This is a genomic window from Zoogloea ramigera (assembly GCF_006539865.1).
GTDB classification, from domain to species: Bacteria; Pseudomonadota; Gammaproteobacteria; order Burkholderiales; family Rhodocyclaceae; genus Zoogloea; species Zoogloea ramigera.
The window spans coordinates 117,274-137,837 of record NZ_BJNV01000007.1; the positions used below are offsets into that span (position 1 = coordinate 117,274).

A 20,564-nucleotide genomic window follows, 5' to 3' on the forward strand; every position below is an offset into this window, starting at 1 on the left:
GCGCGACATGTCTTTCTCGCAACTGCGCGGCGAACCCGCGGCAGTGGCTGCGCAGGGTGCGGAACCGAAGATCAAGATCCGCAATCTCGACTTCTTTTATGGCTCGTTTCAGGGGCTGAAGCACATTAACCTGGATATCCATGAGGGGATGGTGACCGCCTTCATTGGGCCCTCCGGTTGTGGCAAGTCCACGCTTCTGCGAACCCTGAACCGCATGTACGATCTGTATCCGGGGCAGCGCGCGACCGGAGAGATTCTCCTCAACGGGCGCAACGTGCTCGACGAGGGGCAGGACGTGAACGCCCTGCGGGCCAAGGTGGGCATGGTCTTCCAGAAGCCGACACCTTTCCCGATGTCGATCTACGAGAACATTGCCTTCGGCGTGCGTCTCTACGAGAGCCTGTCGCGGGCCGACATGGACAACCGCGTCGAATGGGCGCTCCGCAAGGCCGCCCTGTGGGATGAAGTCAAGGGCAAGCTGAATCAGAGCGGCCTGTCCTTGTCCGGCGGTCAGCAGCAGCGGCTCTGCATTGCGCGCGGCGTGGCCGTCAAGCCGGAAGTCCTCTTGCTCGATGAGCCCACCTCAGCCCTCGATCCGATCTCAACCGCAAAGGTTGAGGAACTGGTCCATGAGCTGAAGAGCGAATACACGATCGCCATCGTCACCCACAACATGCAGCAGGCCGCCCGCGTGTCGGACTACACCGCATATATGTATCTGGGCGAGCTTGTCGAGTTTGGTCTGACCGATGAAATTTTTATCAAGCCGAAGCGCAAGGAGACCGAAGACTATATCACCGGTCGGTTTGGCTGAGTTCGCAAAGGACCGTTGCAGTGAAAGGGTTGGCTCTGGCCAGCCCTTTTTTTTGACCTGCGGCGGTGTCATGGCTAAAATCGAGAACTTTGCCTTTGGTGCTAAGCGTGCGAAAAAAGCTAGTCGTCGGCAACTGGAAGATGAACGGTGGTCAGGCACGGAATGTTGCCCTGATCGATGGGTTGAAGGGCGCTATCCCTGAGGGCGTCGACGTTGTCGTTTGTCCTCCCTATCCCTATCTCGCGCAGGTCAAGGCGCTCGCTGGAGAACTGGGGGTGGGGCTCGGTGCACAGGACCTTAGCGAGCACAGCGCGGGCGCCTTCACCGGCGACGTGGCTGCTCCGATGCTTCGCGATGTGGGCTGTGAGTGGGTTCTTGTCGGGCACTCGGAGCGTCGCACTCTCCACGGTGAAGGCGATCAGCTCGTAGCCGCAAAGATCTCAGCTGCGCTGGATGCCGGCCTGGCGCCCATCCTCTGTGTCGGCGAAACCTTGGAGGAGCGCGACGGTGGCCGTGCCGAGGAAGTTGTAAGTTCTCAGCTTGCGTCTGTTGTGAGCCAGCTAGGGGCTGTTGCCATGGCAGGGCTCGTTGTTGCCTACGAGCCGGTCTGGGCGATCGGTACCGGGCGCACGGCTACGCCGGAGCAGGCGGAGCTGATGCATGTGTGCATTCGTGAAAGCCTGGCGGGCGCTGGTGTGGCGGCCGGCGTGGTGCGTATCCTGTATGGTGGTAGCGTTACGGCAGCGAATGCGGCGGCTCTTTTTGCCAAGCCGAACATCGATGGTGCGCTGGTGGGTGGCGCCTCGCTGGTGGCAGAGAATTTTTCTTCGATTTGTGTGGCGGCAGCTGCATCCTGAATGTGATTTACGGAGGTTCGTATGGGTGGTCTGGTTTTTTCGGTTGTATTGACGGTGCACGTGCTGGCCGGGCTTGGTGTCATTGGCCTTGTCCTGATGCAGCACGGTAAGGGGGCGGACATGGGGGCGGCCTTCGGAAGTGGTGCCTCGGGTAGTCTGTTCGGCTCGTCGGGCTCGGCAAACTTCCTCAGCCGCACCACGGCGGCGCTCGCCGCGGTGTTTTTTGTCACCAGTCTGGGGCTGAGCTATCTGGCTGGCGCCAAGACCCCGGCCACGAGCAGCGTCATGGGGACGGAAGTGCCCGCGCAGACGCCGGCTGCAGGCGCGATCCCGGCGCCAGCTGCTCCTGCCGAGGATGGCTCGAAGGCAAAAGATATCCCCCGATAAAACGATGTAATGCTTGGCGCTCAAGGGGGCTTGCCTTATAATGCGCAGCGTCAAGCAGACAAGCCGACGTGGTGAAATTGGTAGACACGCTATCTTGAGGGGGTAGTGGCGAAAGCCGTATGAGTTCGAGTCTCATCGTCGGCACCATAAAATAAGCGAGCTGCCCGCAATAGCGGGCATTTGCTTGCAGGCAGCGCTAATGACTGCTGTTGGTTGCGGGAGTTCAAGTAATGTTGGAATCTTATTTTCCAGTCCTTGTTTTTATCCTGTTTGCGGCTGCTTTTGGCTTTATTCCCATTGTGGCGGGCTGGTTTATCGGCCCCAGCAAGCCTGACGCCGAAAAGCTGTCACCGTTCGAGTGCGGCTTCGAGCCGTTTGAAGATGCGCGAATCAAATTCGACGTTCGCTATTATCTTCTGGCCATCCTTTTCATTCTCTTTGATCTCGAAATAGCATTTCTCTTTCCGTGGGCGACCATCCTGAAAGAGATTGCTGCCAATGAGTCTATTCGGCTGTTCGGGTTCTTCGAGATGATTGTCTTTCTCGGTATTCTTCTGCTCGGCTACATCTACGTGTGGAAAAGAGGCGCTCTCGACTGGGAGTGATTCTGGGTCCGGCTGGTGGCGGGTAAATTGTTGGCTAAAGGGTGTCTATGAGCATCGAGGGTGTTTTCAAAGAGGGGTTCGTGACGACCTCTCTTGACACGGTAATCAACTGGACGCGTACTGGTTCGCTCTGGCCGATGACTTTCGGTCTTGCCTGTTGTGCCGTTGAGATGATTCATGCGGGTTGTTCCCGTTACGATCTTGACCGTTTCGGTGTTGTGTTCCGGCCAAGCCCCCGGCAGTCGGATCTGATGATCGTCGCGGGAACGCTCTGCAACAAGATGGCGCCCGCTCTGCGCAAAGTCTATGACCAGATGTCCGAGCCCCGATGGGTGATTTCCATGGGGTCTTGTGCGAATGGCGGCGGCTATTATCACTATTCGTATTCCGTCGTTCGGGGTTGTGATCGGATCGTGCCGGTGGATGTTTACGTTCCTGGCTGCCCTCCCACGGCTGAAGCCCTGCTTTACGGCATTGTTCAGCTTCAAAACAAGATCAAGCGCAGCTACACGATCGCCCGCTGATTGTCGACTATCATGACCGAAAAAATTGAGCGACTGAGTCAGCTTCTGACCGATAAATTTGGTCAACGGCTTCTTCAGGTTATTACGGCTTGTGGCGAGATCACTGTCGTCGTGAGCGCCGAGGACTACCTTTCCGTGGCGCGCGATCTTCGGGACGAGTCGTCGCTGCGCTTCGAGCAACTGGTTGATCTGAGCGGTCTGGACTATTCGACCTACTCCGGTGATCGGCCGGCGTTGCGGTTTGCGGTATCTGCGCACCTGGTGTCCGTCAGCAACAATTTCCGCCTCCGTTTGCGCGCCTTTGCGCCTGATGACGGCTTCCCCATCCTGCCGTCGCTTTGCGACGTATGGCCTGGCGTGAATTGGTTTGAGCGGGAGGCTTTTGACCTGTACGGCATCATGTTCGAAGGGCATCCGGATCTACGTCGTATCCTGACCGATTATGGGTTCGTTGGTTATCCCTTCCGCAAGGATTTTCCGGTTACGGGATATGTCGAGATGCGTTACGACCAGGAGCTTGGCCGAGTGATTTATCAGCCGGTCACCATCGAGCCGCGTGAGAACACGCCGCGTATCGTTCGTGACGATAACTATGGGAATGTCGGCCATGGCTGAAATCCGTAACTACACCATCAACTTCGGACCCCAGCACCCTGCGGCGCACGGGGTCCTGCGTCTGGTTCTTGAGCTGGATGGTGAGGTCGTCGAGCGAGCCGACCCGCATATCGGTCTCTTGCATCGTGGCACCGAGAAGCTCGCGGAGACGCGTACCTGGATTCAGTCCGTTCCGTACATGGACCGTCTCGACTACGTGTCCATGATGTGTAACGAGCACGCCTACTGCATGGCAATCGAGCGGCTGTTGGGGCTGGAAGTTCCCCTTCGAGCTCAATACATTCGCGTCCTCTACGACGAGATCACGCGTGTGCTCAATCACCTTCTCGCCGTCGGTACTCACGCTCTGGATATCGGCGCCATGACGATGGTGCTCTACACCTTCCGCGAGCGTGAAGACCTGATGGACGCATACGAGGCCGTTTCCGGCGCACGTATGCACGCAGCTTACTATCGTCCGGGTGGTGTATATCGCGACCTGCCGGATCGCATGCCTCAGTATGAAGTTTCCAAGTGGAAGAATGCAAAAACCGTAGCGGAGCTCAATGAGAATCGTCAGGGTTCGTTGCTCGACTTCCTGGAGGACTTCACCAATCGTTTCCCTAAGTACGTGGACGATTACGAAACCCTCCTCACCGATAACCGTATCTGGAAGCAGCGTACGGTCGGTATTGGTGTTGTTTCTCCCGAAAAGGCCCTGGCGCTCGGCTTTACTGGTGTGATGTTGCGTGGCTCCGGTGTGGAGTGGGACATCCGCAAGAAGCAGCCCTACGAAGTCTACGATCGGCTCGACTTTGATATTCCCGTCGGCGTGGAAGGCGATTGCTACGATCGCTATCTGTGTCGAATTGAGGAGATGCGCCAATCCAATCGGATCATGAAACAGTGCATAGACTGGCTGCGGAAAAATCCTGGTCCTGTCATTTCGAGCAATCACAAGGTGGCGCCCCCGTCCAGAGAAAGGATGAAGGGCAACATGGAAGAGCTGATTCACCACTTCAAGCTGTTCACCGAGGGCATGCATGTACCCCCGGGAGAGGTGTATGCAGCGATCGAGCATCCTAAGGGCGAGTTTGGTGTTTATGCGGTGTCTGATGGTGCTAACAAGCCCTACCGTATAAAACTTCGTTCGCCGGGTTTTGCCCACCTTTCGGCCATGGACGAAATGTCCCGTGGCCACATGATCGCAGACGTGGTTGCGATCATCGGTACGATGGACATCGTGTTTGGAGACGTAGACCGCTGATTTAGTGCCGTTTTTCGGCTTCTTCGCCATGTCGACGTCCTGCTGAGTGTGGATAAAAATGCTGAGTCCCGAATCCCTAAAGAAAATTGATCAAGAGATCGCCAAGTATCCGGCTGACCAGAAGCAGTCGGCGTCGATGTCTGCCCTCAGAATCGCGCAGCAGGAGAAGGGGTGGCTGGCAAATGAGACGATCGAGTTTGTTGCCAAGTACCTCGGCATGCCTCCAGTTGCTGTTTATGAGGTAGCCAGCTTTTACAACATGTACGACCTGGCCCCCGTCGGGGCGCGCAAGATCACTGTTTGTACCAATTTGCCGTGTGCGCTGTCTGGGGGAGTGCATGCGGCGGAGTACATCAAGAAGAAGCTTGGCATTGATTTCAATGAGACGACTGCCGACGGAAAGTTCACGCTGAAGGAAGGTGAGTGCATGGGTGCTTGCGGTGATGCTCCGGTGTTGCTGGTGAATAATCATCAGATGTGTAGTTGGATGACCGAAGAAAAAATCGATCAACTCCTGGCTGATCTTCAAAAATGAGTTCTCAAGGGATTATCCTCGCCGACCTCGATGGTGACCGCACCTGGCGCCTGGCCGACTACGTCAAGCGTGGTGGCTATGAGGCTTTGAAAAAGATCATCGCTGAGAAGATTCCGGCTGATGAAATTATTGGTGAAGTCAAGAAGTCTGGTTTGCGCGGTCGTGGGGGCGCAGGTTTTCCTACCGGCCTAAAGTGGAGCTTCATGCCGCGGGCGTTCCCTGGCGCAAAGTATCTAGCCTGTAATTCGGACGAGGGTGAACCTGGCACCTTCAAGGATAGGGACATCCTTCGTTATAACCCGCACACCGTCATTGAAGGCATGATCATCGCTGGTTATGCGATGGGGTGTGAGCGTGGTTACAACTATATCCACGGCGAAATCTTCGAGGTGTACGATCGCTTCGAGGAAGCTCTCGCCGAGGCGCGTGAAGCTGGCCTCCTCGGACGGAACATCCTTGGCTCTGATTTCAGCTTCGATCTTTTCGCTCATCACGGGTACGGTGCTTACATCTGTGGCGAAGAGACGGCGCTACTCGAGTCGATCGAAGGCAAGAAGGGGCAGCCTAGATTCAAGCCGCCTTTCCCCGCCAGCTTTGGTCTGTACGGCAAGCCGACGACCATCAATAACACCGAAACCTTCGCGTCGATTCCCTACATCATCCGTGAGGGTGGGGATGCATTCCTTGCGCTCGGCAAGCCGAATAACGGCGGTACCAAGCTGTTCTCAGTATCGGGTCATGTGAATAAACCCGGCAATTACGAGATTCCGCTCGGTACGCCTTTTTCCGTGTTGCTCGAGATGGCCGGTGGCATCCGCGGCGGTCGCAAGTTGAAGGCGGTGATCCCTGGTGGGTCGTCGGCTCCTGTCTTGCCTGGTGCGGTGATGATGGATTGCACCATGGATTACGACTCGATCTCCAAGGCGGGCTCCATGCTTGGTTCCGGTGCAGTCATCGTGATGGATGAAAGCACCTGCATGGTCAAGGCTCTCGAGAGATTGTCGTATTTCTATTTCGAAGAGTCCTGTGGGCAGTGCACACCGTGCCGTGAAGGTACAGGCTGGCTCTATCGGGTTGTTCATCGGATTGAAAATGGTCTGGGGCGTCCCGACGACCTCGATCTGTTGAACAGTGTCACCGCTAATATAATGGGGCGTACCATTTGCGCCTTGGGCGATGCGGCGTCCATGCCGGTTCAGAGTTTCGTCAAGCATTTTGGTGACGAATTCGCGTTCCATATCGAACACAAGAAGTGTCTCGTACCGCCTCAGGTGCAGTATGAAGGCAGCAAGATTTACGTAGCGTAGGCTCGACATGCTAGAAATCGAAATTGACGGAAAGCAGTTGCAGGTCTCTGACGGCAGCACGGTCATGGAGGCCGCGGCGACGGTTGGTGCCTATGTGCCCCATTTCTGCTATCACAAAAAGCTCTCGATCGCGGCGAACTGTCGTATGTGTCTCGTGCAGGTCGAGAAGGCGCCGAAGCCCCTGCCCGCGTGTGCGACGCCCGTCACCAACGGCATGAAGGTCTGGACTCATTCCGAGCAGGCAGTAAAGGCTCAGAAGGGTGTGATGGAGTTCCTGCTGATCAACCACCCGCTGGATTGTCCGGTTTGTGACCAGGGTGGTGAGTGTCAGTTGCAGGATCTTTCCGTTGGTTACGGTGGCGCCCAGTCCCGCTACGAAGAGGAAAAGCGGGTCGTTGGCAACAAGAATCTCGGCCCGTTGGTGTCGACCGACATGACCCGGTGCATCAACTGCACGCGTTGTGTCCGTTTCACCACCGAAATTGCAGGTCTCATGGAGCTTGGCCAGGCGTTTCGCGGTGAGCACGCCGAGATCATGCCTTTCGTCGAGAAGACGGTGGATTCGGAGCTTTCCGGAAACATCATCGACCTCTGTCCTGTTGGTGCTTTGACCTCAAAGCCTTTCCGCTTTGCGGCTCGTGCTTGGGAAATGTCCCGGCGCAAGTCGATCAGCCCGCATGATTCCCTTGGTAGCAATCTGATCGTCCAGGTCAAGCATGACGTGGTCAAGCGTGTGTTGCCGCTTGAGAATGAAGCCGTCAATGAATGCTGGCTGTCTGACAAAGATCGATTCTCTTACGAGGGCCTCAACGGCGAAGATCGCTTGAAGCGGCCGATGGTGAAGCAGGGCGGAGCCTGGATCGAAACCGACTGGCAGACGGCGATGGATTACGTCGTACGTGGTCTGAAGGGAATTCGTGCTGATCACGGTCCTGAGTCCATTGGTGCCCTTGGATCGCCCCACAGCACGCTCGAAGAACTCTTCCTGTTGCAGTCCGTGGTTCGTGGTCTCGGTTCTGGCAACGTCGATTTCAGGCTGCGTCAGTCCGATTTCTCTGCCGACGGCCGCATGAAGGGCGCGCCTTGGCTAGGGATGTCTGTCAGCGAGATTGCTGGGCTGGACCGTCTTCTGATTGTCGGTAGCTTCTTCCGTAAGGATCATCCGCTGGTCGCTCAGCGGGTACGCCAGGCTGTCAAAAAGGGCCTGAAGGTTAGCGCCATCAACCCGGCCTTTGATGACTGGCAGTTCGCGCTACAGAATCAGTTGTGTGTTTCGCCTTCCGAGATGAGTGCGGCTCTCGCCAAGGTTTTGAAGGCCCTTGTTGAGCAGGGGAGCGCGGCGCTGTCGCCCGAGTTCCAGGCTCTTGTTGATAGCGTTCAGGTCGACGAGCAGGCGCTGGCCATTGCGCGTAGTCTCGGCTCCGGTCGTCGTGTGGCTGTCTGGATGGGTAACTACGCGGTTCAGCACCAGGATGGTGTTGCCCTGCATGCGCTCGCATCCGAAATCGCCCGGTTGTCCGGTGGCAGGTTCGGTGTGCTGGGTGAGGCGGCCAACAGCGTGGGGGGGTATCTGGCGGGTGCGGTTCCCTTCGGTGCGGTGTCGGGCAAGAACGCATCCGAGATGTTGTCGACACCCTTGAAGGCGTATGTTCTCCTCGGGATCGAACCGGAGTTTGATCTGCGCGACGCTGTTGCAGCTCGCAAGGCCTTCGGCGCCGCGGAAATGGTTGTGATGCTCAGCGCGTTTAAATTCGAAGAGGCACTCGGATACGCCGACGTTATGTTGCCGGTGTCTCCGTTCACCGAAACCGGCGGAGCCTTCGTCAATTGCGAGGGGCGTACGCAGTCTTTCCATCCGGTGGTAAAGAATACGGGCGATTCACGTCCTGCATGGAAAGTTTTGCGCGTGTTGGGCGAGGCGCTTGGGCTTGGCAACTTCGATTACGAGAGCGTGGATGCTGTTCGCGCGCAAATTCTCGGCGCCTCCGGCTCAGTCGATCCGTTCAGGCTTAGCAACGATATCGATATTGAGCCGCTGAATCCGGCAGGAGTGTCTCAGGGGCTGCAGCGAGTTGCAGATATTCCGATCCATTTCGCTGACCCGCTCGTTCGGCGCTCGGCGCCGCTCCAGGCGACGAAGGATTCTGAGGCTCCGTTCGCTCGCATCAGTCCGGCTACCCTGAAGACCCTCGGCCTCAATGCTGGTGACAAGGTCGTAGTACGCTCGGTTTCCGGATCCGCCACGGTTGTCGTGTCCGAGGATGAGGGCGTTGCCGCCGGGTGTGTGCGTCTGGCAGCGGCCCATTCCAGCACATGGGCTCTCGGTAGCCTTAATGGTGAAGTCAGCGTGGAGCGTATTTGATGGAATCCTACATTGAACCTGTCGCGCAGTTCTTCGGGGCGGCCTGGCCTTTGGTCTGGTCCCTTTTGAAGATCGTCGGGATCATCGCCCCCCTGTTCCTGTGTGTCGCTTACCTTACGCTTGCCGAGCGCAAGGTAATCGGTTACATGCAGGTTCGTATCGGACCGAACCGCGTTGGCCCCTATGGTTTGCTTCAGCCAATCGCTGACGGTGTCAAACTGCTGCTCAAGGAAATCATCATTCCTTCGGGCGCGAACAAGAGCCTATTCATCATCGGCCCCGTTCTGGCCCTCGGGCCTGCCCTGGCCGCATGGGCGGTGGTGCCTTTCTCGGAAGGCTGGGTGATTGGCAATGTTGACGCGGGTCTGCTGTTTCTGCTCGCCATCACGTCTATCGAGGTGTACGGCGTGATCATCGCCGCATGGGCATCCAACTCGAAGTATGCCTTCCTCGGTGGCATGCGGGCTGCGGCTCAAATGGTCTCGTACGAGATCGCCATGGGTTTCGCGCTGGTCTGTGTTCTGATGATTTCGTCCAGTCTCAACTTGACGGATATTGTCAATAATCAGAATAAGGGGCAGTTTGCGGACATGGGGCTGAGCGTCTTGAGCTGGAACTGGATTCCGCTCTTCCCGATGTTCATCGTTTATCTCATATCCGGTATCGCCGAAACCAACCGTGCCCCGTTCGACGTCGTCGAAGGTGAGTCCGAGATTGTGGCTGGGCACATGGTCGAGTACTCGGGTATGGCGTTTGCCCTGTTCTTCCTCGGCGAATACGCCAACATGATTCTTGTTTCGGCGCTCACCTCCATCCTCTTCCTGGGCGGCTGGCTTTCGCCGGTGGGTTTCCTCCCTGATGGTTTCATCTGGCTTGCGTTGAAGACTTCTTTCATCCTGTTCCTGTTCTTGTGGTTCCGGGCAACTTTCCCCCGCTTCCGTTACGACCACATCATGCGATTGGGCTGGAAGGTATTCATTCCCTTGACGTTGTTCTGGGTGGTGGTGGTTGCCGTCTGGGTGATGTCTCCGTTGTCGATCTGGAAGTGAGGGCTTTCAAATGGGGTCTATGAAAGATTACGTAGGAAGCCTTTTCCTCAAGGAGCTGGTCAAGGGCTTGGCCTTGACGGGGCGGCATTTCTTCGCACGCAAGATCACCGTTCAGTTTCCTGAAGAGAAAACGCCGCAAAGTCCGCGTTTCAGGGGTTTGCATGCGCTGCGCCGTTATCCGAACGGAGAGGAGCGGTGTATTGCCTGCAAACTTTGTGAAGCGATCTGCCCGGCGATGGCCATTACGATCGAATCGGAGCAGCGAGATGACGGGACGCGTCGTACGAGTCGGTACGACATCGACCTGACCAAGTGCATCTTCTGCGGTTTCTGTGAAGAGGCATGTCCGGTGGATGCGATCGTCGAGACGCGGATCTTTGAATACCACGGCGAGGTTCGCGGAGATCTTTACTACACGAAGCAGATGCTCCTGGCGGTTGGCGATCGAAATGAAGCTCAGATTGCCAAGGATCGCGAAGCTGATTCGAAGTATCGGTAAACTGCCTCAGGCAGGGTGAAGTACTTTTGCGAGATGCATTTATGGATTTCCAGGCTGTAGTTTTTTACTTTCTTGCGACGGTCGTTGTGTTGGCGTCGTTGAGAGTGATCACCGCGAAAAACCCGGTTCATGCCGCATTATTTCTCGTGCTGGCGTTCTTCTCGGCGGGTGGCATCTGGATGCTCCTCCATGCGGAGTTTCTGGCGATCGCTCTCGTGATGGTCTATGTCGGCGCTGTCATGGTCCTTTTCCTCTTCGTGGTGATGATGCTGGACATCAATCTGGAGAGGATCCGGCAGGGTTTCTGGAGTTACCTCCCGATCGGCGCTTTGATCGGTATCCTGATGCTGGCCGAGATGGTCGTGGTCCTGGGAAGCCGTTACTTTGGTCTTGAACATGTTCCGCAGCCTGCTGAATTTCCGGCGGGCTACAGCAACACCAAGGAACTCGGTCGTCTGCTTTACACGGATTACGTCTATCCGTTCGAGCTGGCTTCCATCGTACTGCTGGTTGCCATGATCGCTGCTGTGGCCCTGACGTTGCGCAAGCGGAAGAGCGTGAAGGCGCTGGATCCTGCGAAGCAGATTGCAGTTAAACGCGATGATCGGGTGCGCATCGTCTCGATGGACGCAGAAAAGAAATAAGGTCGGCAGGCGGCTTTAGAGAGGATTTTAGATGCTTTCCTTGTCTCATTACTTGATCCTTGGCGCGATTCTTTTTGCTATCAGCGTCGTCGGTATTTTCCTGAACAGGAAAAACTTGATCGTATTGCTGATGGCCATCGAATTGATGCTGCTTGCGGTCAACTTGAATTTCGTCGCGTTCTCCTACTATCTGGGTGATGCTGCGGGCCAAATCTTTGTATTTTTCATCTTGACTGTGGCGGCGGCAGAGTCCGCAATCGGTTTGGCTATTCTCGTGGCTCTGTTCCGTAATCTGCGGACGATCCACGTCGATGATCTGGACAGTCTCAAGGGATAAGGAAGCGTTTCGATGACGGAGATGCAAAAACTCTACCTGCTGGTTCCGCTGGCACCGCTGTTCGGTGCGATTGTGGCTGGCCTGTTCGGCAAGATCGTAGGTAGGCGCGGTGCGCATATCGTGACGATTCTCGGCGTGGCTACCGCCTTTGTGGGGTCCGTGTTTGTGTTCCAGGATGTCCAGGCGGGCAACACCTTCAACGGGACTCTCTACACTTGGGCCACCAGCGGCGGAATCACCTTCGAGGTCGGTTTCCTGATCGACTCGCTCACCGTGATGATGATGCTCGTGGTGACCTTCGTTTCGCTGATGGTGCACCTGTACACGATCGGCTACATGTCGGAAGACCCCGGTTATCAGCGCTTCTTTAGCTATATCTCGCTGTTCACGTTCTCGATGCTGATGTTGGTGATGTCCAACAACTTCCTCCAGCTGTTCTTTGGTTGGGAAGCGGTGGGTCTCGTCTCTTACCTGCTGATCGGCTTCTGGTACACGCGGCCGACTGCAATTTTTGCAAATATGAAGGCCTTCCTGGTCAATCGTGTCGGGGATTTCGGTTTTCTCCTCGGTATTGGCCTGATCGCTGCATTTGCGAATACGCTCAATTACGCGGAAGTGTTTGCCAAAGCGCCGGCCCTGGCTGCCATGACCGTTCCCGAAACGGGCTGGCCGTTGATTACCGCGATTTGTATCGGGCTGTTCATTGGTGCAATGGGTAAGTCCGCTCAGGTTCCCCTGCACGTCTGGCTACCTGACTCCATGGAGGGCCCGACCCCCATTTCCGCCCTGATCCATGCGGCGACGATGGTTACGGCGGGGATTTTCATGGTTGCGCGCATGTCTCCCTTGTTCGAACTATCTGAGGCGGCGCTCTCCTTTGTGCTGGTGATAGGTGCCACCACGGCGCTATTCATGGGTTTCCTCGGGATCGTACAGAACGACATCAAGCGCGTTGTTGCTTATTCGACCCTGTCTCAGCTTGGTTACATGACTGTTGCGTTGGGTGTCTCGGCCTATTCAGCTGCAGTGTTTCACCTGATGACCCACGCTTTCTTCAAGGCGCTGTTGTTCCTGGGTGCTGGTTCGGTGATCATCGGCATGCATCACGATCAGGACATGCGCAACATGGGTGGCCTTTGGAAGTACATGCCGATCACCTGGATCACTTCTTTGCTGGGTTCCCTCGCACTGATCGGTTTTCCCTTCCTCTCTGGCTTTTACTCCAAGGATTCGATCATCGAAGCCGTGCAGTTGTCGCACATTCCTGGGGCTGGTTACGCGTACTTCTGCGTGATCGCTGGCGTGTTCGTTACCGCGTTCTATTCTTTCCGGATGTATTTCCTCGTGTTCCACGGGGAGGAGCGTTTTGGCAAGGCTGTCGAGCATGATGCTCACGGCGATCACAGTGCTGCTCATGGTGACGACGAGCACGGTCACGACGAGCATCACCATGGCCTGGCGCCGGGGCAGAAGCCTCATGAGTCTCCGTGGGTTGTCACAGTTCCTCTGGTTCTGCTTGCGATTCCCTCGGTACTGATTGGCTTCTTCACCATCGAACCGATGTTGTTTGGCGATTTCTTCAAGGGTGTCATTCACTTCTCCGATAGCCATCCTGTGATGGCCGAGCTGGGTCACGAGTTCCATGGCGCTGTCGGCATGGCAATCCATGGCATGACGACCTTGCCGTTCATCCTTGCGATGAGTGGCGTCGCGGTCGCCTGGCTGTTCTACATGAAGATGCCTGCGATCCCCGCTGCGATCATGAAGACCTTCAAGCCGATTCATACCCTGCTCGAGAACAAGTACTACTTTGACAAGTTCAACGAGATCTTCTTTGCGGGTGGTGCGCGTCTTCTCGGTCGTGGTCTGTGGAAGGTTGGTGATCAGACTCTGATCGACGGCATGGCTGTGAATGGATCTGCCAAGTTGGTTGGCGTTATCGCGCAGCTGACCCGGCTTTTCCAGAGCGGGCATATTTATCAATATGCCTTCTCGATGATTGTCGGTGTGTTTGTGTTGCTGACCTTCTGGTTCAATCGCGCCTGATTTTGCGTGCGTTATCGACAGACTTTTGTAGTTTAGGGATTTGAGCGCCGCTACAAGGTGCATAGAACGGAAAGTAGAAATGACGGATACTCCATTCCTCAGCCTAGCGATTTGGGTTCCAATTGTTGGTGGCCTTCTCGTGCTTGCCACCGGGTCGGATCGCAACGCATCGCTCGCCAGGTTCGTTGCGATTGCAGCGGCCCTGGCCGGGCTGGCGGTCAGCATCCCGCTCTACACGATGTTCGATGTGGCGACGAGCGCCATGCAGTTCACTGAAACTCACACCTGGATTCCCCGGTTCAACATCAACTACGCGCTGGGTGTCGATGGTATTTCGGTGCTCTTCGTTCTGTTGAACAGCTTCATCACGGTGATCGTTGTTGTTGCCGGTTGGGAAGTGATCCAGGAAAAGGTCGCTCAATACATGGCCGCTTTCCTGATCATGTCCGGCCTGATCAACGGGATCTTCAGCGCGCTCGACGGTGTTTTGTTTTACGTCTTTTTCGAGGCATCCCTGATCCCGTTGTTCATCATCATTGGCGTTTGGGGTGGGGCCAACCGTGTCTATGCGGCGATCAAGTTTTTCCTGTACACGCTGGCAGGTTCGTTGTTGATGCTGGTCGCCTTGCTTTATCTGTTCATGGAGTCGGGTGGCAGTTTCAGCATCTTGGAATGGCACAAGCTGAAACTCGGCATGTGGGATCAGACTTGGATCTTCTGGTTCTTCCTGGCCTCTTTCGCAGTTAAGGTTCCGATGTTCCCGGTGCACACGTGGTTGCCCGATGCGCACGTCGAAGCGCCGACCGGGGGGTCAATCGTTCTGGCGGCAATTGCGCTGAAGCTTGGTGCCTACGGTTTTCTACGCTTCTCGCTGCCAATCGCACCGGACGCCAGTCAAGCGCTTGCTCCCGTGATCATCACGCTGTCTCTGATCGCCGTCATTTACATCGGTTTTGTGGCACTCGTTCAGACCGACATGAAGAAACTGGTGGCCTATTCGTCGATCTCCCACATGGGTTTCGTGACTCTCGGGTTCTTCATCTTCAATCCGATCGGTATTGAGGGCGCTCTCGTCCAGATGATTTCCCACGGCTTCGTTTCTGGCGCGATGTTTGCGTCTATTGGCGTGCTGTACGATCGCATGCACTCCCGTCAGATTGCCGATTACGGCGGCGTTGTGAATGTGATGCCAAAGTTCGCTGCTTTCTTCATGCTGTTTGCGATGGCGAACTCCGGTCTGCCGGCAACCTCGGGTTTTGTGGGCGAGTTCATGGTGGTGCTTGGTGCCGTTAAGTACAACTTCTGGGTGGGCTTTGCTGCCGCGACGACGTTGATCGTGGGCGCCGCTTACACCCTGTGGATGTACAAGCGTGTCGTGTTCGGTGCAGTCACCAATCATCACGTGTCTGAGCTCACGGACATCAATGGGCGGGAGTTCGCATTCCTCTCCGTTCTTGCCATCTGTGTTTTGGCCATGGGGATCTACCCCTTCCCCGTCACCGAGGTCATGCATGCGTCTGTGACTGACCTGCTTAAGCACGTTGCCGTGAGCAAACTCTGATCTCAGGTAGCAGAGACGAAACCATCGGATTGTGATCTCAAGATGAACTTTGTTATTCCGGATTTCTATCCCGCCGCGGCGGAGCTCTTTGTGGTGGCGATGTCGTTCGTCGTTCTGATGACAGGCACGTTTCTACAGAACTCACGAAGCCTTTCGTATTACCTGACGCAATTCACTCTCCTGGGTGCAGCGGTCGTCACGGTGTACACCATGGACGGGCAGGTTACGCTCACATTCACCAACATGTACGTTGATGACTTGATGGGCGATTTCCTCAAGTTGATGGTCTATCTCTCAGTGGCGGTGGTACTGCTTTATTCCCGCAGCTACATCGGTGATCGCAGGATCGAGTCGACCGAGTACTACATGCTGGTGATCTACGCCACGCTTGGCATGATGGTGATGATTGCTGCCAATCATTTCCTGACTTTGTATCTGGGCCTGGAACTGCTGTCCCTGTCGCTTTATGCGCTTGTTGCGACGCAGCGTGACTCTGCTCGCGCCACCGAGGCTGCGATGAAGTATTTCGTTCTCGGCGCGCTGGCCTCGGGTTTGCTTCTCTACGGCATGTCGATGCTCTACGGTGCAACGGGCAGTCTCGAGTTGTCTCGCATCGCGCAGGCGATTTATCACCAGGGCGGCGACAAGACGGTTCTGATGTTTGGCCTGGTGTTTGTTGTTGCGGGTCTCGCTTTCAAGCTCGGTGTGGTTCCCTTCCATATGTGGATCCCCGACGTGTATCAAGGCGCACCGACCTCTGTCACGCTGCTGATCGCTTCGGCTCCCAAGCTGGCTGCATTTGGTATGGCCATGCGCCTGCTGGTGAATGGGCTGTTCGAGCTCGCTGATCAGTGGCAGTCGATGCTGATGTTCCTGGCGGTTTTGTCGATTGCGTTGGGTAACATTGCTGCAATCGCTCAGCCCAACCTCAAGCGGATGCTCGGTTACTCCGGTATTTCACATATGGGTTTCATGCTGCTTGGCCTTGTTTCCGGTGTTGTTGAGGGCGACAGGCACTTCGCGCTGAACGCCTACAGCTCGGCGATGTTCTATGTGTTCTCGTATGTGCTGATGACGCTCGCGGCTTTCGGTGTGCTGCTTGTGCTCTCCCGCGCGGGCTTTGATGCCGAGACGCTGGAAGACCTCAAGGGGCTCAACAAGCGTAGTTCGTGGTTTGCCGGCATGATGGCGATCGTGATGTTCTCGATGGCGGGTATTCCGTTCTTCATCGGTTTTTACGCGAAGTTCTCGGTGCTGCTTGCGGTTGTCGCTTCGGGTTACAAGTGGCTCGCGGTTTTTGCCGTGATGATGTCTCTGATCGGTGCCTTCTATTACCTGCGCGTGGTCAAGGTGATGTTCTTTGATGAGCCGCAAGACTCTTCACCCATCGCGACGCCGGCTACCATGCGTGTGGCACTTTCACTCAACGCTCTCGCCATCGCAGCGCTTGGTCTTCTGCCCGGCTGGGTGATGTGGATCTGCGATCAGTCGATGCTGCAATCGTTCTAATAGAAACGATGTCTGGTTCGCTCACGAACCAGCTAATTGAACGGTAGGAACCTGGCGGTCGGTAGAAATACCGACCGCTGTTTTTTTGCAGTGTGCCGGCGGTGGCTCGCCGAGCCTTCGCGTGTCCCGCAGTTTCATGGCGTTACATGAGACGCAGGGCGGTTTGATGTTTCTGTCTGCCGAGTGGGGTCGTGTCGTTACACGTACGCCCTGGGTGCGTGCGCGGCTTGGTTGTTGGCAGGTGCTCTGTCGCGATGTGAGGCGTGTTGCATCGAAGCGCGGTTTCCGAGTCAGATTCAGCCGACCTCAGTGTTGCGAAAGCCCTGATCTGCGCATCAGTGCCGGTTGCTAGTCGAGGAGCGCTGCTTGATACGAGTCAATGCCCGGCAGGGGGGCGAGAGAATAGTATCCGGTTCGTGTAGGCGCTCTGGCGTCAATCCCCAACCCAACTTCTATTAGAGTTCATCATGCAAATAAAGACCCTGCTGCCGCTTCTTCTAGTCGGTCTGCTTGCTGCCTGCGGCAAGTCGGAACCCCCGAAGTCCGAGGCTCCCCCTCCCGCAGCTGCGCCTGCGGCCTCCGCGCCTGCTCCTGTTGCTGATGCGGCTGCAGATGGCGGAAAGGGTGCCGAGCTGTTCAAGAAAACTTGCGCCATGTGCCACCAGACGGGTGTCGCTGGTGCGCCGAAGCTCGGTGACAAGGCCGATTGGGGGCCGCGTATCGCGCAGGGGCAGGACACGCTCTACAAGCACGCCATCGAGGGCTTCAACGGTGCCAAGGGGGCCATGCCTGCGAAGGGTGGCAACCCCTCGCTCAGCGACGATGAGATGAAGGTCATTGTTGACTTCATGGTCGCGAAGTCGCAGTAAAGAGGGGCGCCTTGCCGCGTTGCACGGCTAGACCGTTCTGTTACTCGGAGGGATACCCTGGCCAAAAAAAACCGACCTCTGCGGGTCGGTTTTTCGTTTTATGGCGGTGGCTTTTATCAGGGTCTGGCCGGATGCCAGGCTTTATTCGGTTTTTCCGGACGTCATCTGTGGGGCCCACCTGACGCTAGCTCAAGCCGGCTGCTCGAGGGGCGGGCCGGCCTGATCGAGGGGCGGCGCAGGGTCAATGCTGGTGCGAGCTGGTATTGAGGCTCTTGATGATGTCCCGCGTCACCTCTGCGAACGTGAGCACCTTGCCGCCCTGGGCTTTGGCGAAGGCATCAGCGGCCTCGCGGGTGGCGAAGGCGGGGAGGTTCGGGTCATTCATCGGGCCGCGTGCGGTCGAGCCGTGAACAAAGAAGGCCTTGCGGGCGTCCGCCCAGGCCTTGGTGCCGTAATCGGCCACATAGATGGCGCCGATGTCGGTTGCTTTGTGCTGCTTGTCGAAGAGCGCCATGTTATTCAGAAATCGGAACATGTCCACCGGCGAGTCGAAGCTGCTGGCGCTCTGGTCGTTGAAGATGATCTGACCTGTCCACTGGGGGGTACGGTAGGGATACATGCCGCACACGGGGCAGCGCGTGGACCGCTGGACATACTGCGGTGACAGATCGGCGGCCTCGGCGTGGGGCTGGGCGATCAGGAGGCTGCCGGCCAGGAGTGGGGCGGCAAGAAGGGACGACAGCAGCGTGGTTCTCATGCTCAGGCTCCGATAGCGGGTTTTTCCAGAAGCGGGTTGTCGAGAATGGTGGTGATGACGCGCTGCAGATTGTCCCAAGCGCTTGCGTCGGTGCGAGTGAGCGGATCGGCGAGAAGCTTGCCGTCGGCGGTGTGGAGGTGATTCGGCCGGGTGGCGAGCTCAGGGTGAAGTGGGGCCGTGTCGATGCGAAACTCCGCTTCACCCCAGGCCCAGGCGATGGTGTAGGCGTCGGGCGCTGCGATGCGGGCTTCCAGGGTCACGCCATTGGCAAAGTGGGCGATCAGGGCGTCGTATTTGACGTCTACGGGCGTTTCCAGGTGTTCGCCGAAGTGTTCTTCGATCAGGGCGGCGAGGTCGAGATGCAGGCTCATCGGGTGCGGCTCTCCTTGACGCAGGTGGCCAGCTCGCTGCGAACCTGGCCGTGAAGGTCGGCGAGGATTCCTAGCGAAAGGTAGTGTTCGTAGCTTGGGTGTTCGGGGAGCTCGCCCGAGGTGATGCGCTTGAGCACATCGGCAGCATCACTGGCACCGAGCTGGACCAGTAGCTTGTCGCGGGCGCTGCGCAGGTCGTACATCAGGCGGGCGAGATGCTCGATCTCGATGGCGTCGTCAGGGGAGATGTCGCTGTAGAACGGGTCCATGCTCACATTCTCTGGTCGTGCAGGGCACCGCCGTCGAGGCGGGCCATGTCGGTGGTGATTTCGGCAAAGGGATGCACCTTGCCGCCTTCCTTGTCGGCGAAGGCCTGGGCGCCTTCGCGGGTGGCGAAGGAGGGAATGGTCGGGCCCATGGCGCCGCGTTTCTTGGAGCCCACTACATAGAAGGCTTTTTTGGCGTCGATCCAGGCGCCTTTGGGCTGGTTCCAGTCGGTCTGGTCCATGGCCTGCACATAGGCGGCGGCGACCTTGCGGGCTTGCTCGGGTTTGAGGAGCAGCGAGAACATCTCCATGGTGTCGCAGAAGAAGTCGGGTGCCGGGGTGCCGTCGTAGTGGATCTGCGCCTTGGGGCCGGGGTAGTCGGCCAGCAGCATGCCGTCGAGGGCGCAGTAGGTGTCCTTCGCGATCTCGGTGGGGGCCACGGGTGCGTCGGCGCTCTTGCTGCAGGCGGTGAGCAGGCTTGCGGCGACGAGCAGGGCGGCGGTATGCCGGGCCAGATTGTGGATGGGGTGCGGGAATCTCATCGTTCGAATCTCCAGATGGCGATGGCCAGCGGGCCGACGATCCAGGCCAGCATGACGCCGCCGAGGATGGTCGGGCTGCTCAGGGCTTCGGGGAAAACGGTGGCGAGGCCGTAGAGGGTGCGCACCTCGTCCAGCGTGAAGACGTTGAGCACACGGAAGACGTCGGCCGGGTTGAGCAGTAGCAGGTAGGGGAACACCGCGCCGCCGTAGTCGCCGGCGGTGACGACCAGCATGCCGAGGATGAGCAGGTCGAAGACCAGCACGAAGAAGAACCAGGTGCCGATGGCGAGGCCGGAGGCGCGGGTGCGGTCGGAAGCGAAGACTGACAGCATCACGGCGAGGCTCAGGAAGGCGAGCCCGAGGAGGATCGCCGAGAACATGAAGCCGGCGTAGTGGAAGAGGGCGGTGAGGTTGAGCTGGGGCGACAGGATCAGGCCGACGGCGCCGAAGCCGGCGATGGTCGAGAAGGCGAGCGCCGCGGCGAGCCCGGTGTATTTACCGAGGATGAGCTCGCGGCGGGTGATCGGCAGCGTGAGGAGCAGGTCGAGGGAGCCGCGCTCCCGCTCGCCGACCACGGCGTCGAAGCCAAGGATCAGGGCGATCAGCGGGATCAGGTAGATCACCAGGCTGACCAGCGAGGCGATGGTGACCTCGATGCTACGAAAGCCCACGGCACCCTGCTGAGCCGCGCCGAAGTAGGCGATCACCAGCGCGAAGGCGGTGAACACCAGCGCAACGGCGAGCACCCAGCGGTTGCGGATGCGGTCCCAGAACTCCTTGCCGGCGACGATGGCGATTTGTCTGAAGTCGATGGAGAGCATGTTTGTCTTGGGGAATAGGGAGTGGGAGGTGGGTATTGGGG

At 57.4% G+C, this 20,564-nt stretch carries 23 protein-coding genes and 1 tRNA gene; 19 read left to right on the top strand and 5 right to left on the bottom strand.

From position 1 onward, the window contains the following. Nucleotides 1-7: 7 nt before the first annotated feature. From pstB to ZRA01_RS03315, 19 genes are all read left to right on the top strand, one after another. Nucleotides 8-814: a phosphate ABC transporter ATP-binding protein PstB gene (gene pstB / locus ZRA01_RS03225; RefSeq protein ID WP_141349317.1), complete on the top strand. Its 807-nt coding sequence runs from the start codon at nucleotides 8-10 to the stop codon at nucleotides 812-814. A 107-nt stretch (nucleotides 815-921) separates the two neighbouring features. Next, on the top strand, nucleotides 922-1,671 hold the full coding sequence (tpiA, locus tag ZRA01_RS03230) for a triose-phosphate isomerase (protein ID WP_141349318.1): 750 nt from the start codon (nucleotides 922-924) through the stop codon (nucleotides 1,669-1,671). Between the two features lie 21 nt (nucleotides 1,672-1,692). After that, nucleotides 1,693-2,058 (top strand): preprotein translocase subunit SecG, encoded by a 366-nt coding sequence (gene secG / locus ZRA01_RS03235; protein WP_141349319.1) that lies wholly within the window; start codon nucleotides 1,693-1,695, stop codon nucleotides 2,056-2,058. A 62-nt stretch (nucleotides 2,059-2,120) separates the two neighbouring features. Continuing rightward, a tRNA-Leu gene (locus tag ZRA01_RS03240) sits at nucleotides 2,121-2,205 on the top strand. Nucleotides 2,206-2,288: 83 nt separating this feature from the next. Next, nucleotides 2,289-2,663, top strand: a complete 375-nt coding sequence (gene ndhC / locus ZRA01_RS03245) for an NADH-quinone oxidoreductase subunit A (protein ID WP_141349320.1) — start codon at nucleotides 2,289-2,291, stop codon at nucleotides 2,661-2,663. A 47-nt stretch (nucleotides 2,664-2,710) separates the two neighbouring features. Further along, nucleotides 2,711-3,187, top strand: a complete 477-nt coding sequence (locus ZRA01_RS03250) for a NuoB/complex I 20 kDa subunit family protein (protein WP_141349321.1) — start codon at nucleotides 2,711-2,713, stop codon at nucleotides 3,185-3,187. A gap of 12 nt (nucleotides 3,188-3,199) precedes the next feature. Further along, entirely contained in the window at nucleotides 3,200-3,802 is a 603-nt protein-coding gene (locus ZRA01_RS03255) for an NADH-quinone oxidoreductase subunit C (RefSeq protein ID WP_141349322.1), read from the top strand. Further along, nucleotides 3,795-5,048: an NADH-quinone oxidoreductase subunit D gene (locus ZRA01_RS03260; protein ID WP_141349323.1), complete on the top strand. Its 1,254-nt coding sequence runs from the start codon at nucleotides 3,795-3,797 to the stop codon at nucleotides 5,046-5,048. Before ZRA01_RS03255 ends, ZRA01_RS03260 begins: the two co-directional genes overlap by 8 nt. 58 nt (nucleotides 5,049-5,106) lie before the next feature. Continuing rightward, nucleotides 5,107-5,583, top strand: a complete 477-nt coding sequence (gene nuoE, locus ZRA01_RS03265) for an NADH-quinone oxidoreductase subunit NuoE (RefSeq protein WP_141349324.1) — start codon at nucleotides 5,107-5,109, stop codon at nucleotides 5,581-5,583. Further along, nucleotides 5,580-6,890 (top strand): NADH-quinone oxidoreductase subunit NuoF, encoded by a 1,311-nt coding sequence (gene nuoF, locus ZRA01_RS03270; RefSeq protein WP_174851583.1) that lies wholly within the window; start codon nucleotides 5,580-5,582, stop codon nucleotides 6,888-6,890. Before nuoE ends, nuoF begins: the two co-directional genes overlap by 4 nt. 7 nt (nucleotides 6,891-6,897) lie before the next feature. Further along, on the top strand, nucleotides 6,898-9,252 hold the full coding sequence (gene nuoG / locus ZRA01_RS03275; protein WP_141349325.1) for an NADH-quinone oxidoreductase subunit NuoG: 2,355 nt from the start codon (nucleotides 6,898-6,900) through the stop codon (nucleotides 9,250-9,252). Then, entirely contained in the window at nucleotides 9,252-10,301 is a 1,050-nt protein-coding gene (gene nuoH / locus ZRA01_RS03280) for an NADH-quinone oxidoreductase subunit NuoH (RefSeq protein ID WP_141349326.1), read from the top strand. The genes nuoG and nuoH overlap by 1 nt, the downstream gene beginning before the upstream one ends. A 10-nt stretch (nucleotides 10,302-10,311) precedes the next feature. After that, the gene (gene nuoI / locus ZRA01_RS03285; RefSeq protein WP_141349327.1) at nucleotides 10,312-10,800 is read left to right on the top strand and encodes an NADH-quinone oxidoreductase subunit NuoI; all 489 of its coding nucleotides are present in this window, start codon (nucleotides 10,312-10,314) and stop codon (nucleotides 10,798-10,800) included. A 41-nt stretch (nucleotides 10,801-10,841) separates the two neighbouring features. Continuing rightward, nucleotides 10,842-11,444 (top strand): NADH-quinone oxidoreductase subunit J, encoded by a 603-nt coding sequence (locus ZRA01_RS03290; protein ID WP_141349328.1) that lies wholly within the window; start codon nucleotides 10,842-10,844, stop codon nucleotides 11,442-11,444. Between the two features lie 31 nt (nucleotides 11,445-11,475). Beyond that, nucleotides 11,476-11,781 carry an NADH-quinone oxidoreductase subunit NuoK gene (nuoK, locus tag ZRA01_RS03295; protein ID WP_141349329.1) on the top strand — a complete coding sequence of 102 codons (306 nt, stop codon included), beginning with the start codon at nucleotides 11,476-11,478 and terminating at the stop codon, nucleotides 11,779-11,781. A gap of 12 nt (nucleotides 11,782-11,793) precedes the next feature. After that, nucleotides 11,794-13,827: an NADH-quinone oxidoreductase subunit L gene (gene nuoL, locus ZRA01_RS03300; RefSeq protein ID WP_141349330.1), complete on the top strand. Its 2,034-nt coding sequence runs from the start codon at nucleotides 11,794-11,796 to the stop codon at nucleotides 13,825-13,827. A 79-nt stretch (nucleotides 13,828-13,906) separates the two neighbouring features. Beyond that, on the top strand, nucleotides 13,907-15,388 hold the full coding sequence (locus ZRA01_RS03305) for an NADH-quinone oxidoreductase subunit M (protein ID WP_141349331.1): 1,482 nt from the start codon (nucleotides 13,907-13,909) through the stop codon (nucleotides 15,386-15,388). Nucleotides 15,389-15,430: 42 nt separating this feature from the next. Beyond that, nucleotides 15,431-16,897 carry an NADH-quinone oxidoreductase subunit NuoN gene (gene nuoN / locus ZRA01_RS03310; protein ID WP_141349332.1) on the top strand — a complete coding sequence of 489 codons (1,467 nt, stop codon included), beginning with the start codon at nucleotides 15,431-15,433 and terminating at the stop codon, nucleotides 16,895-16,897. A 467-nt stretch (nucleotides 16,898-17,364) separates the two neighbouring features. Beyond that, the gene (locus ZRA01_RS03315; RefSeq protein WP_141349333.1) at nucleotides 17,365-17,766 is read left to right on the top strand and encodes a c-type cytochrome; all 402 of its coding nucleotides are present in this window, start codon (nucleotides 17,365-17,367) and stop codon (nucleotides 17,764-17,766) included. Between the two features lie 241 nt (nucleotides 17,767-18,007). Here ZRA01_RS03315 and ZRA01_RS03320 read toward each other — a convergent pair whose 3' ends face one another. From ZRA01_RS03320 to ZRA01_RS03340, 5 genes are read right to left on the bottom strand one after another with little or no spacing between them, the layout of a single operon-like run. Further along, nucleotides 18,008-18,523, bottom strand: coding sequence for a nitrous oxide reductase accessory protein NosL (locus ZRA01_RS03320; protein WP_141349334.1), 516 nt, complete (start codon nucleotides 18,521-18,523; stop codon nucleotides 18,008-18,010). 2 nt (nucleotides 18,524-18,525) lie between these two features. Beyond that, a complete protein-coding gene (locus ZRA01_RS03325) occupies nucleotides 18,526-18,894 on the bottom strand; it encodes a toxin-antitoxin system TumE family protein (protein ID WP_141349335.1) in 369 nt (122 codons plus the stop codon). Continuing rightward, nucleotides 18,891-19,163 carry a hypothetical protein gene (locus ZRA01_RS03330; protein ID WP_141349336.1) on the bottom strand — a complete coding sequence of 91 codons (273 nt, stop codon included), beginning with the start codon at nucleotides 19,161-19,163 and terminating at the stop codon, nucleotides 18,891-18,893. Before ZRA01_RS03330 ends, ZRA01_RS03325 begins: the two co-directional genes overlap by 4 nt. Nucleotides 19,164-19,165: 2 nt before the next feature. Continuing rightward, a complete protein-coding gene (locus tag ZRA01_RS03335) occupies nucleotides 19,166-19,702 on the bottom strand; it encodes a nitrous oxide reductase accessory protein NosL (protein WP_141349337.1) in 537 nt (178 codons plus the stop codon). Further along, entirely contained in the window at nucleotides 19,699-20,514 is an 816-nt protein-coding gene (locus tag ZRA01_RS03340) for an ABC transporter permease (protein WP_141349376.1), read from the bottom strand. The genes ZRA01_RS03335 and ZRA01_RS03340 overlap by 4 nt, the downstream gene beginning before the upstream one ends. Nucleotides 20,515-20,564 lie beyond the last annotated feature (50 nt).

What these genes read in the sequence shown, in the direction of transcription:
- pstB (WP_141349317.1), top strand. Translation starts at nt 8, where the DNA reads ATGTCTTTCTCGCAACTGCGCGGCGAACCCGCGGCAGTGGCTGCGCAG.
- secG (WP_141349319.1), top strand. Translation starts at nt 1,693, where the DNA reads ATGGGTGGTCTGGTTTTTTCGGTTGTATTGACGGTGCACGTGCTGGCC.
- ndhC (WP_141349320.1), top strand. Translation starts at nt 2,289, where the DNA reads ATGTTGGAATCTTATTTTCCAGTCCTTGTTTTTATCCTGTTTGCGGCT.
- ZRA01_RS03250 (WP_141349321.1), top strand. Translation starts at nt 2,711, where the DNA reads ATGAGCATCGAGGGTGTTTTCAAAGAGGGGTTCGTGACGACCTCTCTT.
- ZRA01_RS03255 (WP_141349322.1), top strand. Translation starts at nt 3,200, where the DNA reads ATGACCGAAAAAATTGAGCGACTGAGTCAGCTTCTGACCGATAAATTT.
- ZRA01_RS03260 (WP_141349323.1), top strand. Translation starts at nt 3,795, where the DNA reads ATGGCTGAAATCCGTAACTACACCATCAACTTCGGACCCCAGCACCCT.
- nuoE (WP_141349324.1), top strand. Translation starts at nt 5,107, where the DNA reads ATGCTGAGTCCCGAATCCCTAAAGAAAATTGATCAAGAGATCGCCAAG.
- nuoF (WP_174851583.1), top strand. Translation starts at nt 5,580, where the DNA reads ATGAGTTCTCAAGGGATTATCCTCGCCGACCTCGATGGTGACCGCACC.
- nuoG (WP_141349325.1), top strand. Translation starts at nt 6,898, where the DNA reads ATGCTAGAAATCGAAATTGACGGAAAGCAGTTGCAGGTCTCTGACGGC.
- nuoH (WP_141349326.1), top strand. Translation starts at nt 9,252, where the DNA reads ATGGAATCCTACATTGAACCTGTCGCGCAGTTCTTCGGGGCGGCCTGG.
- nuoI (WP_141349327.1), top strand. Translation starts at nt 10,312, where the DNA reads ATGGGGTCTATGAAAGATTACGTAGGAAGCCTTTTCCTCAAGGAGCTG.
- ZRA01_RS03290 (WP_141349328.1), top strand. Translation starts at nt 10,842, where the DNA reads ATGGATTTCCAGGCTGTAGTTTTTTACTTTCTTGCGACGGTCGTTGTG.
- nuoK (WP_141349329.1), top strand. Translation starts at nt 11,476, where the DNA reads ATGCTTTCCTTGTCTCATTACTTGATCCTTGGCGCGATTCTTTTTGCT.
- nuoL (WP_141349330.1), top strand. Translation starts at nt 11,794, where the DNA reads ATGACGGAGATGCAAAAACTCTACCTGCTGGTTCCGCTGGCACCGCTG.
- ZRA01_RS03305 (WP_141349331.1), top strand. Translation starts at nt 13,907, where the DNA reads ATGACGGATACTCCATTCCTCAGCCTAGCGATTTGGGTTCCAATTGTT.
- nuoN (WP_141349332.1), top strand. Translation starts at nt 15,431, where the DNA reads ATGAACTTTGTTATTCCGGATTTCTATCCCGCCGCGGCGGAGCTCTTT.
- ZRA01_RS03315 (WP_141349333.1), top strand. Translation starts at nt 17,365, where the DNA reads ATGCAAATAAAGACCCTGCTGCCGCTTCTTCTAGTCGGTCTGCTTGCT.
- ZRA01_RS03320 (WP_141349334.1), bottom strand. Translation starts at nt 18,523, where the DNA reads ATGAGAACCACGCTGCTGTCGTCCCTTCTTGCCGCCCCACTCCTGGCC.
- ZRA01_RS03325 (WP_141349335.1), bottom strand. Translation starts at nt 18,894, where the DNA reads ATGAGCCTGCATCTCGACCTCGCCGCCCTGATCGAAGAACACTTCGGC.
- ZRA01_RS03330 (WP_141349336.1), bottom strand. Translation starts at nt 19,163, where the DNA reads ATGGACCCGTTCTACAGCGACATCTCCCCTGACGACGCCATCGAGATC.
- ZRA01_RS03335 (WP_141349337.1), bottom strand. Translation starts at nt 19,702, where the DNA reads ATGAGATTCCCGCACCCCATCCACAATCTGGCCCGGCATACCGCCGCC.